Below are 12,974 nucleotides of genomic sequence, written 5' to 3' on the forward strand. Positions count from 1 at the left end.
ATCCGCCCTACCATGCGGCCCTGACCACTCACCAGGAGCGCACCATGGGTTTCTTCAGCAACATCCTCACCAAGCTCGGCATGAAAGACGCCGCGGCCGCGCCCGTGACGCCCACCACAGCAGCGCCGCCCGCCGCTGCATCCGTGCCCCTGCCGAGCGCGCCCGCAGCCGAGGTGGTCAACCCGATCGCCATGGTCGACGTGGTGACCCTGTTGGAGCAGAAGGCCGCGGCCAACTCACAGAAGCTCAACTGGAAGACCTCCATCGTCGACCTGCTCAAGCTGCTCGACATCGACAGCAGCCTCACCGCGCGCAAGGCCCTGGCCGTTGAGCTGGGTTGCCCAGACGACAAGATGGGCGACTCCGCCCAGATGAACATGTGGCTGCACAAGAACGTGCTGGCCCACATCGCGGCCAATGGCGGCAACGTACCCAAAGAGCTGTTCAGCTGAAGAGAGCGGCCAATGGCCAAGCAGCACGGCTCTGGCACGTCATCGCCCGACCAGCCGGCGGCCAGCGGCGGGCGGCGGCGGCCTGGCCTCCATGCTCGACATGAGCGGCGATGGCAACACGCTCGACGACATCATGCGCATGGCCGGCAAGGCCCTGCGTTGATCGACTGAAAAGCACCGCAACGCATCGCCACTTTGGTGGATTCACCACCCACCCTGCGTTCCTAGAATGAAATTCGCCCGCACTGTGCGGTGCCCAATTTCCGAAGGATCGCAATGAAACACCCCCTGATCGCCCTGGCGGCACTGACCCTGGCCGCCGGCGCCCATGCCGGCGAGGTGTACACCGGCATAGGCACCCACGGCGTGATGCTCGGCTATGCACATGCCGTGTCGCCCGACTTCACCGTGCGCGGTGATTTCGGCACCTTCGGCAGCCGCGAGCGCAACGGCCGAGAAGAGGGCATCGACTACGAAGGCAAGGCCACCTACAACCGCGCTGGCTTCTTCGGCGACTGGTTCCCCGTCAGCGGCGGTGGCTTCCGATTGACCGGCGGCGTGACCTTCAACAACATGAAGCTCGACCTTGTAGCCAAGGGCAACGGCAGCCCGGTCACCATCGGCAACACCAGCTACCCGACCGACTCGACCGACCGCCTCAACGTGAAGATCGAGTTCCCCAAGACCACGCCTTACCTCGGCATCGGTTACGGCCACCAGCTGAGCAGCGGCTGGGGCTTCGTGTTCGACCTCGGCGCCTCCATCGGCAAGGCACGGGTGACCGAATCGCACTCAGGCAACAACTTCAGCATGGCTTCGCAGGCCGACGTCGACGCCGAGCTGGCCGAAATACGCGACGGCGCCGGCAAGGTCAAGGCGATTCCGCTGATCGCCATCGGGTTCAACTACCGCTTCTGAGCGGTCTGAGTTTCAGCCCGGTCTGAGCTAAAGCCCCCTTGGGAGACGGGGCCACCTCTATTGGCGAGAAGAGCCATCGGATTTGCATTTTGCGCCAATCGACGTGTGCCGGGCAAGAACGCAGCACCATGGGCATGCAGGCTTCCACCAGTCCCGCTACCGGGTAACACGTGCTACTTTCACAGAACGCCACACGCCCGGCGGATCGCCGTTGGCGCTTCTAGGCTTGTTGCAAATCCTGCCACCTCGCTTGGGACTGCCAACGCACGCTGCATGAAAGTCACCGCCGCACCCGCGACCCTTTCCATGGGGTACCTGGCCGCTTTGCTGCAGGCCTCGGGCACGTCGCGGCCAGACGCCATGGAGCTGTTCAAGCAAACCGGCCTGGCCCTTGCGCTGATGGACGAGCCCACCGCACGCATCACAGAGCAAGAGTTTTCCACGCTGTACCGCCGGCTTGCCATCCAGCTCGATGACGAGATGCTGCAGCTTTTCTCGCGCGCCTTTCGCCACGGCTCACTGAAGTTCACCTGCCTGGCGTTGTTAGACGCCAAGAACCTGATGGTGGCGATTCACCGCTGGTCACAGGTGTCGCGTCTGCTGGGCGCCGAATTTCATATTGACTTGCAAAGCGATGACAGCACGATGCGCGTGGCGCTCGTCCCCACCTCACCTGCATCGCCATGTCAACCCATGGCCTCCGACATGATGCTCAAAGTCATACACGGCGTGGCCTCGTGGATGGTCGGCCGGCGCATCCCGCTGCTGCGCGTCGATTTCCCTTTTGCCAGGCCGTCGTTCGCTGCCGACTACGAGGTGCTGTACCCCGGCCCCGTGTTCTTCAACCAGGCCCTGGCCACTTTGCACTTCGACGCCGAGCTGATGCAGCTGCCCATACGCCGCACCAAGCACGACCTGAATGAATTTTTGCTGCGCGCCCCTGAAGACTGGATCTTCGTAGGCCTGCACGAAGAGCGCCTGAGCCTGCGCATGCGCAGCTACCTGGCCGAGCGGCTGCCGCTGCCGGCCACCGCCGAGAGCGCGGCCGAGGCCCTGCACGTGTCCACCCGCACACTGCACCGCCGCCTGGCCGACGAAGGCACCAGCTTCCAGCGCGTGAAAGACGAGTTCCGGCGAGACATGGCCGTGCAGATGCTGACCAAGAGCCACGCCCCCATCAACACCATCAGCGCGCAGCTGGGGTTCGACAGCACGGCCTCGTTCCACCGCGCTTTTCGCGGCTGGACGGGTGACACGCCGGGGGCTTTTCGCGGGGCCAGCACCCCCACTCGCTGAGGCCCGTACGATTCAGCTCAACATTTCTCTGTGGAGCTTCTTCGTCATGTCACTCACGCCCCTAGACGCCATCGAAATTGAAACCGGCCCAGCGCCCACACGCACTGTCATCGTGCTGCACGGCCTGGGCGACAGCGGCCACGGCTTTGCGCCGGTCGCCGAAGAGCTCGACCTGAGCCCGCTAGGAAACGTGCGCTTCGTGCTGCCGCACGCGCCCGAGCGCGCCGTCACCATCAACGGCGGCTATGTGATGCGCGCCTGGTACGACATCCTCGGCACCGACCTCGCGCGGCGCGAAGACGAAGCCGGGCTGCGCCAATCGCAGGCCCAGATTGAAGCCCTGATTGCCCGTGAAAACACACGCGGCGTGCCGGCGTCACGCATCGTGCTGGCCGGCTTCTCACAAGGCTGCGCAATGAGCCTGCTCACCGGGCTGCGCTACCGCGAGCGGCTGGCCGGGGTGGTGGGCATGTCGGGCTACCTGCCGCTGGCCGCCAGTACGGCGGCAGAGCGCAGCGAGGCCAACCGCGACGTGCCCCTATTCCTGGCCCACGGCACGCAAGACCCGGTGGTGACCTATCCGCGCGGCGTGGCTTCACGCGACGCACTGACTGCGCTGGGTTACGCCGTCGAGTGGCACGAGTACCCCATGCCGCACTCGGTGTGTGCGCAAGAGATTGCAGATTTGAACCGGTGGTTGCTGCGCGTGCTGGCATAGGAGGCTCACCCTCGGCGCTCATCAATACGTTTGACGCGTTGCGCATGGCCCCGCCTTAGGCTGGGCCACCACAACCCCGGAGAGCCGCATGGCCAGCCTTGCAGACCGAGTCCCCCTTCCACCTAAGGATCAGATGAACGCCGGGCTCTCTTCGGCTACAGAGAAGTCGATGCTGGCGAAGTTCGGCGTGCCAGGCCAGTTGACCCGAGATTGCTCAGCCCCTTCAGGCGCATTCGAGACGCGTGTGAAGCACAGTGTTGACGTCGGGCCCTTCAAGGTCAGCGGGCTCGACTATGCCGTCGAGTCGCTGCGCCAGCTTTTTGCACAGATCAAGCTGGCCCACCCGGCGGTGTGATCCAGTTGCGCTACCACATGCTGCGACGGCAGCTACAAGGATTCGACGACACGCTACAACTGACGGTGATCAGAAAGCGAGCGATCGGGGCCCATGGGGTGCCCCTTTTTTTCGCGACCTCAGCCCTCGTCAGCTAGACGACTTAGCCGGCGGCTCGAAGCGCTGCTCGGGTTTGGGCGCCCGTGCGTAAAGGCCGGTCACCTTCGGCAAGTTTGCTTGCATGTCTTGAATGCGCATGGGCCCCGAGGGGTGGGTCGACAGGAACTGCGGCGGCGCGCCCTTGCTGGCGACCGCCATCTTGTTCCACAGGCTGATGCCAGCACGCGGGTCGTAGCCGGCGCGGGCGGCGAGCTCCATGCCCACCAGGTCGGCCTCTGATTCGTCTTCACGGCCGAACTTGAGTGTGAGCAACTGGCCGCCCATGCCGGCCACCGTGCGGGCCACGTCGCCCAGACCAAACAGGGCCGACACGATCTCGATGCCGCCGCGCGTGGCCATGGTCTTGCCCATCTGCTCGCGTGCGTGCTCGCGCAGCGCATGCGCCATCTCGTGGCCCATCACCATGGCCACTTCGTTGTCATCCAGCTGCAGCTGCTCCAAGATGCCGTAGTAGAAGGCGATCTTGCCGCCGGGCATGCAAAAGGCGTTGATCTGCTTGGCGCCGAGCAGGTTGATCTCCCACTTCCAGTCGCGGGCGCGCGGGTTCCATTCGTAGGTGTAGGGAATGATGCGCTGCGCAATGGCGCGCAAGCGCACCACCTGCGGGTGGTTGCTGGGCGCGAGCGCTTTCTTCTGGGCCGCTTCCTGCTTCATGGTCGAGTACTGCGCCTGCGCCGCCTCTTCGATCTGCTGGGCTGAGACGAACTTGGAAAACTGCGAGCTGCGCCCCACCTCCACCCCTTCGCGCGCCAGCGCCAGCGCCGGCACGGCCAACAGGCTGCCCACACCGACACCCAGCAGCGCTCCGGTGAACAGACGGCGCGCATGCAGGCCGCAGCCGCAACCTCGAGCGTGCAGCGTGGGCGCGGGGGTCAAGGTGGCGTCGAAGTTGAAACGTGTGCTCATGGCGACTCTGATCTGTTGGAAGGGGTAATGTTCCGGGGGCAATCGGCGCTCCCGTCAATCGTCGTGCAGCGGTGTGTCAGGGTCCACTTCCAGCGCACGCACCGGCTGGCGTAGCCACCACAGCATGACGAGCGCCGGCAGGGCCAGCACGGTCGACACGATGAAGAAGTATGGCCAGCCGATCGTCTCGGCCATCACGCCCGCCAGCGGCCCCACCCACACGCGGCCCACCGAGGCAAAAGCCGACAGCAAGGCGTACTGAGTGGCAGTGAAGCGCTGGTTGCACAGGCTCATCAGAAAAGCCACGAACGCGGCCGTGCCCATGCCACCCGACAGGTTCTCGAAAGCGATCACCATCAGCAGGCCACCGTCCACCGGTGTCTCGTGGGCGAGCTTCACGAAGCCCCAATCGAAAGCCGGGATCACCAGGCCTGGCATCAGCCCCTTGCCTTCGACGGCCAGCCACCAGAAGCCGAGGTTGCTGACCATCTGCAACACGCCGAACAACATCAGCGAGCGCCACAGGCCGAGCCTGAGCATCAACGCACCACCGATCAGCGCGCCACCGATGGTGAGCCACAGGCCGATGAGCTTGTTGACCACGCCCACCTCGGCGGTGCTGAAGAGCATCGTCTTCAGCAAGAAGGGCGTCATCAGCGAGCCGGCGAACGCATCGCCCAGCTTGTAGAGCACGATGAACGCAAGAAAGGCGCCGGCACCCGTCTGGCTGAAATAGCTGCGCAGGCCGCCCAGCAGTGTCTCGAAGCGCGCCAGCTTTGCCACCCACGCCGCCAGCGGCAGGGTGAAGGCCACGCCCAACAGCAAGGCCAGCAGAGACGTCCACTTGCCTTGCAGGTCGGGCGACAGCGCGCTGCCAGCCCACAGCGGCGCCAGCAGCGCCTGCGCGATGGGCGGGCCCAGGCGGTCGCTCAGCACCACGCCCAGAGCCACCGCCAGCAGCACGGCCACGAAGCCCAGCAGGTCGCGCCGCGCCACACTGGAAGGCTTCTCGATCTCGGGCAGGCGCGGCAGCAGCAGCGCCGAAAGCACGGCCGCGGCTACCATCAGGCCCGCCATGACGCGGTAAACCTCGGGCCATGTCCAGCCACCACCTTGCGTGGGGTCGACCCAAATCAGCGCCACGCCGCCCGACAGGATCATGGCCAGCCGGTAGCCCAGCACATACAAGGACGAGCCCAGGCCGCGCTCCTTGGCGTGCAGCAGGTCGGTGCGGTAGGCGTCGACCACCACGTCTTGTGAGGCCGAGACAAACGCCACCAGCACCGCAAGCAGCGCGAAGCTGCGCGTGGCAGCGGTGGGCGAGGTGCCCGCCATCAGCAGCAGCGCGCCGGCAAGCGCCAGCTGCGTCAACACCATCCAGCCACGGCGCCGGCCGAGCCAGGGCAGCTCAAAGCGGTCCATCAGCGGCGCCCACAAGAACTTGAAGGTGTAGGGCAGGCCGACCAGGCTCAGGAAGCCGATGGTCGCGATGTCAACGCCTTCCACGCTGAGCCAGGCCTGCATGGCCTGGCCCGTGAGGGCGAGCGGCAGGCCCGAGGCAAAGCCCAGCACGGTGACAACCGCCAAGCGATGCAAGGCCCACAAACGGGCATGCGCAGAGTGGGGCGGCGCTGAAACGGACATGCGCCCGATTCTAGGGACGCCCCGTGCGCGCTTTTGTGTGGCCTCTACCTTGCCGTCACTTTGCCCCAGGCTGCTGGTGGTAGATGCTTTCGGCCAGCGCCAGCAGTTGCTCGCGCGGCAAGCTGCCGGCGATGGCGTAGCCCACGCCCTCGTCGACGCAATAGAACAGGCTCAGCTCGCCCTGGCGCTCGTAGCGGAAGGCGAAATCGGTGCCGCTCTCGGGCTTGCGCAGATAGATGGTGATGCGCGCCGGCGCCTTGCCCTGAGCGGCAGGCTGCTGGGCTTGGTACATGAGCTGTGCGCTCGGCCCGGCGGCATCGGGCAGCAGGCGGCCACCCACCAGCTCAAAGCCATGTGCGCGCAAGTCAAACAAGCGCACCGGGAAGCCCAGCCGGCGCGTCAGCCAGCGTGCCAGATGCTCTTCCTGCACGCGGTTTTCTTCAGCCGACGGGCCTGCCACCGACACCTCGACCGGGTGGCGCTGCTCGGGCACATAGACCGCGTGCGCCACGGCGGCGCGCTGCACCCAGCCTGTTGACGACAGTGCGGCGGCTTGCGCCGAGCGCTCGGCCCGCAGCTGCCACACGCTGGCCGCGCCGGACAGCCCGCCGAGCGCGAACACCGCCACCATGGCGGCCCAGCGCCACGCCGTGGGGTAGGCGGGCGAGGCCCGCCACACCGCCTCAGCCAAGGTTTCAGGCACGGGCTCTTCAGCCATGGGCGCAAGGCGCGCGCGCAAGGCATCGCGGTCGGCCGCCCAGAGGCGCACGCGTGCCGCTTCTTCGGGGTGGTGGCCTAGCCAGGCGTCTACTTCAGCGGCCTGTGCCGGCGTCAGCTCGCCATCGAGCCAGGCGCTCAGGCGCTCGTCAGAAGGGTGGGTCGAAGGGGGGTTGTTCATGAGGTCACGCAATTTTCAGCTCACGCGGTGCAGCGTGTGCACCGTGGCCACCGGCTTGCCGTCGAGCAGCACGCGCAGCGCGGCGCGCGCCCGCGAGATGCGCGACATCACGGTGCCGATGGGAATGTGCAGCACTTCGGCGCATTCGGCGTACGACAGGTCTTCGACCGTCACCAACAGCAGCGGCTCGCGCTGTTCGGGGCTCAGGCGGTGCAGCGCGGCCAACAGGTCCATGCGCAGGCCGACATCAGCGCCCGGGTCGCTGCGCTGGTGGTCTTGCTCGACCTGCAACAGCTGCGGGTCGACGATGACCAGCCGCATGCTGCGCCGCTGCGTGTCGCGATAAGCGTTGTGCGCAATGCTAAGCAGCCACACCACCATGTCGCGCCGCTGGTCAAACTGGTGCCAGTGCGAGAGCGCGCGCTCCAGTGTGGTCTGCACCACGTCGTCAGCCGAGCTCGAATCCATCACCAGCGAATGCGCATAGCGGCGCACGCGCGGAATCGCGCTCAACAGCTGTTGGCGAAAGCACGGCGGGGCTTGCATGCTTGGTTTACGCCAGCTGAGGCGCGTCTATTCCCCGTTTCAGCCGTCTTGCCAGATGGCCGCTTCTGAAAAGCCCAGGGCGCGGAAATCTTCCACACGCCGCGAGGCATCGTCTGCGCAATAGAAATCGTCGAGCTGCGGTGGCGGCACGCTCGTGCCGGAAAGCATGGCGTGCACCTGGCCGCGGTGGTGAGTCTGGTGCTCGAACACATGGGCCAGCAGGCGGTGCAGGGGCTCGTGGTCGACCTTGACGACGCGTGGCACCTTCACCATGTGCTCGAGCAAGGTTTCGTTGGCGGCCACTTTTTGGCACAGCGCGATCAGCCTGCGGTCAGAGGCGCGCTGGGCTTCGGCCAACGCGCCGTACTGCCCATACGGCTCTTCGGGGTCGAAGAAACTCTGCGAATTCGGGTGCGGCGCATCGCCACTCAGGCTGCGTTGCATGGCGTCGAGGTAGTACGCGTCGACGGTAACGATGTGGTTCAGCGTCGCCCTGATCGATGGGAAGAAGCTCACGCGCGGGGCCACCAAGTCCTGGTGTGTGAGCTGGCCGCAGGCGCTCAGCAGCCGGTGGTTGGCCCAGGCGTTGTTGTGGGCGGCGGCAATGAGGTGGCGCGTGATCAGTTGCATGGGCCTTCTCTCCTTTCAGCGTTAGCGTTCCCCGAATGTCATGCGCTCGCCCACCCAGCGCAAGAGGTCGCGCCACATCTGGCGCATCTCGGCGTCGGTGGGCGTGCGGATGTCGCTCGGCAGCTCGATGGTCACCACCGGCAGCGCGAACACTCGGCGCAATGGCCAGGCGCCGCCTGGGCCAGGCCCAGCGCCGAAAGGGTCGCCCAGCCGGCGGCCAAGCGCATCAGCCCGTGAATAAGTCTCATGCGGCGCGAGTGTAGAGTGGCCGTTTGCGCCCTCCCTGCACCCCCTATATGGGAGTTGGCCCTTACCGCCGCTCTCCTTCACAATAAACGGATGAACGCGTTGCTGCGCCCGGTCACCCCCAGCTTTTCCTCACCCGAGTTCCGCGCCGCGCTGGGCAGCTTTGCCACGGGCGTGACCATCGTGACCGCGCTTGACGCCAGCGGCCGGCCGGTGGGCCTGACAGCCAACTCGTTCAACTCGGTGTCGCTGTCGCCGCCTCTGGTGCTGTGGAGCCTGTCCAAGCGCGCGGGCTCCATGCCGGCCTTCACCAACGGCTCGCACTACGCCATCAACATCCTCGCCGCCGACCAGCGCCTGCTGGCCGAGCGCTTCGCCTCCAAAGACGTCGACCGTTTTGCCGGCGTGGGTGTGCGCCGCGGTGCCGGCGGCGTGCCCGTGCTGGAAGGCAGCGCCGCGGTGTTCGAGTGCTTCAACCGCAGCCAGTACGAAGAAGGCGACCACATCATCTTCGTCGGCGAGGTTGAGCACTGCGAAAGGCGCGAAGGCGCGCTGCCGCTGATCTACCACGGTGGCCGCTACTTCACCGAGCTGCCGCTCTAGGCGACGCGAACTCCGCAACGCAAAAAGGCGCGACCAGGTCGCGCCTTTTTGCTGGTCGAAGCGCTCAAGGCTTGCGGTTGCTGTCCTTCAGCACTTCTTCAGCATCACCCAGTTTTTTCTGGGTCTTGCCTTCGGCTTGCTTGGCCAGGCCCTTGGCCTGCTGTTCGGTGCTACCGGTCAGCTTGCCCGCCTCGCGTTGCACTTTGCCTGCGGCGTCTTTGACACTGCCTTTGACTTGGTCCTTGTTCATGTCGATTCCTTGGTTGGTTGACAGACCCGAGCGGTGGGGTCATCCGCCGCTCGCCATGACAACAAGAATAGAACCGAAGGCTCGCGCCGCATGAAAGAGCTGGCCCCGAATCCAAGTGGGCATGCTCCTACAACGGTGCTTAAGCGGCCTGCTCCAGCGGCGGCGCCAGCCTGCCCAGGTAGTGCCGCACGCGGGCATCGCGGGCCAACTGCGCAAGTGAGCCGGCCTGCATGATGCGGCTCACGCGTGTTTCGTCTTTGTGCACGAAGAGGTAGCGGTCGCAGACCTCCGACAAGATGTCCAGGTGCACCGGCTCGTTGGGGTGCAGGCACAGAAACACCAGCCGGCCTTCGCTGCGCAGCTTGCGAAAGAAGTCGAGCATGAAGCCGATGTAGCCGTCTTGGGTGTTGAACTGCGGCTCGTCGAACAGGTGCACCTGCGCGCGGGGGCTGGCCGCATGCTCGAGCATGAAGGCCGGGTGGGTGCGGGTGAACGAGCGCACCTGGTACGACTGGTGGTAGTGCAGGGCCAGGCGGTCGCGCTCGCGGTAGCGCACGCGGTGGATGTCTTGCCCGGCCACGAGCACGCGCCCGCCAGTGGGCAGGTTGCTGCCGGTGATCAGCTCGAACATCGTGGTCTTGCCGGCGCCGTTGGCACCCATCACGCCGACGATGGCCGGGCCGTCGATCTGGAAGTCGGCCTCCAGCGAGAAGGTGGTTTCGCGCTGCGGCCAGCCGCGCTGGTAGCGCTTGGTGAGGCCCTGTACTTGCAGCAAAGGTGTCGTGGTGGTGGCGGTCATGGCATCAAATTCCCAGCAGGCGGCGTTGCAGGTCGGCGTCTTGGCGCAGTGCTTCAGCGGGGCCCTCGTGCACCACCTTGCCTTGGCGCATCACCACCACACGGTCGGCCACGCCCAGGGCGCAAGCCACGTTCTGCTCCACCAGCAGCACCGACACGCCTTCGCGCTTCAGGCGCAGCACGGTCGACATCACGTCTTGCACGACCTTGGGCGCCAGGCCCTGGCTGGGCTCGTCGAACAGCACCAGGCCGGGCGCGCCCATCAGTGCGCGCGAGATGGCCACCATCTGCATCTCACCGCCCGAGAGGTTTTCACATTCGCGCGCCATCAGGTACTCAAGCGCGCTGAAGATCTCGAAGCACTCTTTCTCGCTCCAGGCGCGAAAGCGCGTCTTCTTGCGGGCGATGGCCAGGTTGCGCGCCACCGTGAGCGTGGGGAAGATGCGCCGGTCATCGGGCACCCAGCCTATGCCCATGCCGGCGATCTCGTGCGTGGGGCGGCGCGTCACGTCCTGGCCATCGAAGTGAATGCGGCCACGCCGCGGCGGCGTGAGGCCGAGGATGGAGCGCAGCGTGGTGGTCTTGCCCGCCCCGTTGGGTCCCAGCAATGCCACGACCTCGCCGGGGGCGATGGTCAATGACACGCCGAACAGCGCCTGCGTTTCGCCATAGAAGGTCTCGATGCCGTCGATGGACAACACCGCCTGCGACGCACTCGGCTTCAGCACCGCACTCATGCCGTCACCTCGCCGAGGCTGGAGCGCTGTACCCAAGGGTTCTCGCGCAGCGCGTCGGGGTGGCCCTGCGCAATCACCTGGCCCCAGTGAATGACCGAGATGCGGTCGGCCAGCTTGAAGAGAAAGTTCATGTCGTGTTCGATGATGACGATGGTGAGCTGGCGCTTGAGCTCGGCAATCAGCTCGGCCAGGCGTGCCGTGCCTTCACTGCCCAGGCCGGCGGTGGGCTCGTCTAGGAACAAGAGACGCGGCTTGGCGGCCAGCGCAACGCCGATCTCCAGCGCGCGCCGCTCGCCGTACGACAGGCTGTCGGCCTGCACACGCTCTTTGCCCGCCAGGCCCACGCGCGCCAGGATGGCCGCAGCCTCGTCGTGCGCCGCGCTGTCGCGGCCCAGGTCGCGCCACATCGAGAACCCACGCTCGCGCACGCGGGGCAGCGCAATCAGCACGTTGTCGAGCGCGCTGTCGTCGTCAAACAGATTCATGATCTGGAACGAACGCGACACGCCCTTGCAGGCGATCTGCCGCGGCGACATGCCGGTGATGTCAACACCTGCAAACTTCACCGTGCCGCGGTCGGGCTTGTAGCGCCCCGTGAGCACGTTGAAGCAGGTGGTCTTGCCGGCACCGTTGGGGCCCATGATCCCAGACAGCTGGCCTTCCTCGAACGAGAGTGAGATGCTTTCCAGCACCACGTTGTCGCCGAAACGCTTGTGCAATTGGGTGGCTTCAAAGAGGGCCATGCTCATGCCTCCTTCGGGGTGGTGATGGCGACAACTGGCGCCGGTTGCTTTCGTCGCGCCCAGCGCGCTCGACCCTTTTGCCACGCACCGGCCACGCCATCGGGCTGGAACAGCACCACGACCATGAACACCAGGCCGTACCAGAGCAGCCAGGTCTCGGTGTAGGCCCCCAGCAAGTCTCTGGTGAGGATGAACACCAGCGCGCCGATCACCGGGCCCCAGAAGCTCACCAGGCCACCACCGATCAGCACCATCATCACCACGAAGCCCGAGTTGTGCAGGCTCATCACGTTGGGGTAGGCCGACTGCTGCGCCATGGCGAACAGCGCACCCGCGAGACCGGCCACGCTGGCCGACAGCGTGAAGGCCAGCCACTTGTAAAGCCACACGTTGTGACCCACGAAGGCGGCGCGCATTTCGTTTTGCTTGATGGCGCGCAGCACGCGGCCGAAGGGCGAATGGATCAACCGCCACAGCGCAATGAGCACCAACGCGAACAGCACCAAGGCAAAGTAGAAGAAGGCTTCGTTGCTGCGCAGGTCTATCTCTGCAAAGCCCAGCGACAGCACCGGCCGCTTGATGTTGAGCAGCCCGTCTTCACCACCGGTCACGTCATGCAGCTTCACCGCTGCAAACCAGAACACCTGGCCGAAGGCGATGGTGAGCAGCGCGTAATAGATGCCGCGCTTGTGCGAGATGAAGGCACCGACGAGCATGCCGAAGACTGCCGTGGCGAGCACTGCGCCGAGCAGGCCCATCAGCAGGCCCGCATCGGCGCGCTGCTGCAAGAGGCCAAAGGCATAGGCCCCCACGCCGAAGTAGGCGCCATGCCCGAACGACGGCAGGCCGCCGTAGCCAAGCAGCAAGTTGTGGCCCAGCGCAAACATCATCCAGATCATGATTTCGAGCGCAAGGTATTGGTAAAGACCCACCTGGCTCAACCACAACGGGGTACTCGCGAGCAAGGCGACGGTGAGCACCATCGGTGTGGTGATGAGGGGGGCAGTTCGGGTAGGTACGTACATGAGCGATGAAACAAATACTGGACAGGATGGAATGTATGTTCTATTCTTCG

At 65.6% G+C, this 12,974-nt stretch carries 18 protein-coding genes; 7 read left to right on the forward strand and 11 right to left on the reverse strand.

Translation table 11 applies throughout. The annotated features are described in order from the left end of the window. Nucleotides 1-44: 44 nt before the first annotated feature. The 6 genes from AC30QB_RS06515 to AC30QB_RS06540 all read left to right on the forward strand — a co-directional run bounded on the left by AC30QB_RS06515 (nucleotide 45) and on the right by AC30QB_RS06540 (nucleotide 3,739). Nucleotides 45-452 (forward strand): DUF3597 domain-containing protein, encoded by a 408-nt coding sequence (locus tag AC30QB_RS06515; RefSeq protein WP_489545376.1) that lies wholly within the window; start codon nucleotides 45-47, stop codon nucleotides 450-452. Next, nucleotides 418-615: a hypothetical protein gene (locus AC30QB_RS06520; RefSeq protein ID WP_489545377.1), complete on the forward strand. Its 198-nt coding sequence runs from the start codon at nucleotides 418-420 to the stop codon at nucleotides 613-615. Before AC30QB_RS06515 ends, AC30QB_RS06520 begins: the two co-directional genes overlap by 35 nt. A 113-nt stretch (nucleotides 616-728) precedes the next feature. Continuing rightward, nucleotides 729-1,370: a hypothetical protein gene (locus tag AC30QB_RS06525; protein ID WP_489545378.1), complete on the forward strand. Its 642-nt coding sequence runs from the start codon at nucleotides 729-731 to the stop codon at nucleotides 1,368-1,370. A 273-nt stretch (nucleotides 1,371-1,643) separates the two neighbouring features. Next, nucleotides 1,644-2,666: an AraC family transcriptional regulator gene (locus tag AC30QB_RS06530; RefSeq protein ID WP_489545379.1), complete on the forward strand. Its 1,023-nt coding sequence runs from the start codon at nucleotides 1,644-1,646 to the stop codon at nucleotides 2,664-2,666. A gap of 46 nt (nucleotides 2,667-2,712) precedes the next feature. Then, nucleotides 2,713-3,384, forward strand: a complete 672-nt coding sequence (locus AC30QB_RS06535; protein WP_489545380.1) for an alpha/beta hydrolase — start codon at nucleotides 2,713-2,715, stop codon at nucleotides 3,382-3,384. Between the two features lie 88 nt (nucleotides 3,385-3,472). Beyond that, on the forward strand, nucleotides 3,473-3,739 hold the full coding sequence (locus tag AC30QB_RS06540) for a hypothetical protein (protein ID WP_489545381.1): 267 nt from the start codon (nucleotides 3,473-3,475) through the stop codon (nucleotides 3,737-3,739). 129 nt (nucleotides 3,740-3,868) lie between these two features. Here the strand turns inward: AC30QB_RS06540 and AC30QB_RS06545 are convergent, their stop codons facing one another. From AC30QB_RS06545 to AC30QB_RS06570, 6 genes are read right to left on the reverse strand one after another with little or no spacing between them, the layout of a single operon-like run. Beyond that, entirely contained in the window at nucleotides 3,869-4,804 is a 936-nt protein-coding gene (locus AC30QB_RS06545; RefSeq protein WP_489545382.1) for a M48 family metallopeptidase, read from the reverse strand. 54 nt (nucleotides 4,805-4,858) lie between these two features. Continuing rightward, nucleotides 4,859-6,448, reverse strand: coding sequence for an AmpG family muropeptide MFS transporter (locus tag AC30QB_RS06550; RefSeq protein ID WP_489545383.1), 1,590 nt, complete (start codon nucleotides 6,446-6,448; stop codon nucleotides 4,859-4,861). A gap of 55 nt (nucleotides 6,449-6,503) precedes the next feature. Further along, entirely contained in the window at nucleotides 6,504-7,346 is an 843-nt protein-coding gene (locus AC30QB_RS06555; protein WP_489545384.1) for an anti-sigma factor family protein, read from the reverse strand. A 15-nt stretch (nucleotides 7,347-7,361) separates the two neighbouring features. Further along, nucleotides 7,362-7,892, reverse strand: a complete 531-nt coding sequence (locus AC30QB_RS06560; RefSeq protein WP_489545385.1) for an RNA polymerase sigma factor — start codon at nucleotides 7,890-7,892, stop codon at nucleotides 7,362-7,364. A 39-nt stretch (nucleotides 7,893-7,931) separates the two neighbouring features. Then, a complete protein-coding gene (locus AC30QB_RS06565; protein WP_489545386.1) occupies nucleotides 7,932-8,522 on the reverse strand; it encodes a DinB family protein in 591 nt (196 codons plus the stop codon). A gap of 21 nt (nucleotides 8,523-8,543) precedes the next feature. Then, the gene (locus tag AC30QB_RS06570) at nucleotides 8,544-8,684 is read right to left on the reverse strand and encodes a hypothetical protein (protein ID WP_489545387.1); all 141 of its coding nucleotides are present in this window, start codon (nucleotides 8,682-8,684) and stop codon (nucleotides 8,544-8,546) included. A gap of 177 nt (nucleotides 8,685-8,861) precedes the next feature. Between AC30QB_RS06570 and AC30QB_RS06575 the strand changes: the two genes are divergently transcribed. After that, nucleotides 8,862-9,371, forward strand: a complete 510-nt coding sequence (locus tag AC30QB_RS06575) for a flavin reductase family protein (protein ID WP_489545388.1) — start codon at nucleotides 8,862-8,864, stop codon at nucleotides 9,369-9,371. Nucleotides 9,372-9,435: 64 nt separating this feature from the next. Here AC30QB_RS06575 and AC30QB_RS06580 read toward each other — a convergent pair whose 3' ends face one another. The 5 genes from AC30QB_RS06580 to AC30QB_RS06600 all read right to left on the reverse strand — a co-directional run bounded on the left by AC30QB_RS06580 (nucleotide 9,436) and on the right by AC30QB_RS06600 (nucleotide 12,882). Then, nucleotides 9,436-9,621, reverse strand: a complete 186-nt coding sequence (locus AC30QB_RS06580) for a CsbD family protein (protein WP_489545389.1) — start codon at nucleotides 9,619-9,621, stop codon at nucleotides 9,436-9,438. Between the two features lie 139 nt (nucleotides 9,622-9,760). Further along, nucleotides 9,761-10,420 carry an ATP-binding cassette domain-containing protein gene (locus AC30QB_RS06585; RefSeq protein WP_489545390.1) on the reverse strand — a complete coding sequence of 220 codons (660 nt, stop codon included), beginning with the start codon at nucleotides 10,418-10,420 and terminating at the stop codon, nucleotides 9,761-9,763. Nucleotides 10,421-10,424: 4 nt separating this feature from the next. After that, nucleotides 10,425-11,156 (reverse strand): ABC transporter ATP-binding protein, encoded by a 732-nt coding sequence (locus AC30QB_RS06590; RefSeq protein WP_489545391.1) that lies wholly within the window; start codon nucleotides 11,154-11,156, stop codon nucleotides 10,425-10,427. Continuing rightward, nucleotides 11,153-11,899, reverse strand: coding sequence for an ABC transporter ATP-binding protein (locus AC30QB_RS06595; protein WP_489545392.1), 747 nt, complete (start codon nucleotides 11,897-11,899; stop codon nucleotides 11,153-11,155). The genes AC30QB_RS06590 and AC30QB_RS06595 overlap by 4 nt, the downstream gene beginning before the upstream one ends. Nucleotides 11,900-11,901: 2 nt before the next feature. After that, nucleotides 11,902-12,882: a branched-chain amino acid ABC transporter permease gene (locus tag AC30QB_RS06600; RefSeq protein WP_489545393.1), complete on the reverse strand. Its 981-nt coding sequence runs from the start codon at nucleotides 12,880-12,882 to the stop codon at nucleotides 11,902-11,904. Nucleotides 12,883-12,974 lie beyond the last annotated feature (92 nt).

Source organism: Rhizobacter sp., from assembly GCF_046595475.1.
Lineage (GTDB): Bacteria > Pseudomonadota > Gammaproteobacteria > Burkholderiales > Burkholderiaceae_C > Rhizobacter.

Excerpts from the sequence above, each read along its gene's own strand:
- AC30QB_RS06525 (WP_489545378.1), top strand. The coding sequence starts at position 729 with ATGAAACACCCCCTGATCGCCCTGGCGGCACTGACCCTGGCCGCCGGC.
- AC30QB_RS06585 (WP_489545390.1), bottom strand. The coding sequence starts at position 10,420 with ATGACCGCCACCACCACGACACCTTTGCTGCAAGTACAGGGCCTCACC.
- AC30QB_RS06565 (WP_489545386.1), bottom strand. The coding sequence starts at position 8,522 with ATGCAACTGATCACGCGCCACCTCATTGCCGCCGCCCACAACAACGCC.
- AC30QB_RS06540 (WP_489545381.1), top strand. The coding sequence starts at position 3,473 with ATGGCCAGCCTTGCAGACCGAGTCCCCCTTCCACCTAAGGATCAGATG.
- AC30QB_RS06575 (WP_489545388.1), top strand. The coding sequence starts at position 8,862 with ATGAACGCGTTGCTGCGCCCGGTCACCCCCAGCTTTTCCTCACCCGAG.
- AC30QB_RS06590 (WP_489545391.1), bottom strand. The coding sequence starts at position 11,156 with ATGAGTGCGGTGCTGAAGCCGAGTGCGTCGCAGGCGGTGTTGTCCATC.
- AC30QB_RS06530 (WP_489545379.1), top strand. The coding sequence starts at position 1,644 with ATGAAAGTCACCGCCGCACCCGCGACCCTTTCCATGGGGTACCTGGCC.
- AC30QB_RS06560 (WP_489545385.1), bottom strand. The coding sequence starts at position 7,892 with ATGCAAGCCCCGCCGTGCTTTCGCCAACAGCTGTTGAGCGCGATTCCG.
- AC30QB_RS06600 (WP_489545393.1), bottom strand. The coding sequence starts at position 12,882 with ATGGTGCTCACCGTCGCCTTGCTCGCGAGTACCCCGTTGTGGTTGAGC.
- AC30QB_RS06555 (WP_489545384.1), bottom strand. The coding sequence starts at position 7,346 with ATGAACAACCCCCCTTCGACCCACCCTTCTGACGAGCGCCTGAGCGCC.
- AC30QB_RS06550 (WP_489545383.1), bottom strand. The coding sequence starts at position 6,448 with ATGTCCGTTTCAGCGCCGCCCCACTCTGCGCATGCCCGTTTGTGGGCC.
- AC30QB_RS06580 (WP_489545389.1), bottom strand. The coding sequence starts at position 9,621 with ATGAACAAGGACCAAGTCAAAGGCAGTGTCAAAGACGCCGCAGGCAAA.
- AC30QB_RS06520 (WP_489545377.1), top strand. The coding sequence starts at position 418 with ATGGCGGCAACGTACCCAAAGAGCTGTTCAGCTGAAGAGAGCGGCCAA.
- AC30QB_RS06545 (WP_489545382.1), bottom strand. The coding sequence starts at position 4,804 with ATGAGCACACGTTTCAACTTCGACGCCACCTTGACCCCCGCGCCCACG.
- AC30QB_RS06515 (WP_489545376.1), top strand. The coding sequence starts at position 45 with ATGGGTTTCTTCAGCAACATCCTCACCAAGCTCGGCATGAAAGACGCC.
- AC30QB_RS06535 (WP_489545380.1), top strand. The coding sequence starts at position 2,713 with ATGTCACTCACGCCCCTAGACGCCATCGAAATTGAAACCGGCCCAGCG.
- AC30QB_RS06595 (WP_489545392.1), bottom strand. The coding sequence starts at position 11,899 with ATGGCCCTCTTTGAAGCCACCCAATTGCACAAGCGTTTCGGCGACAAC.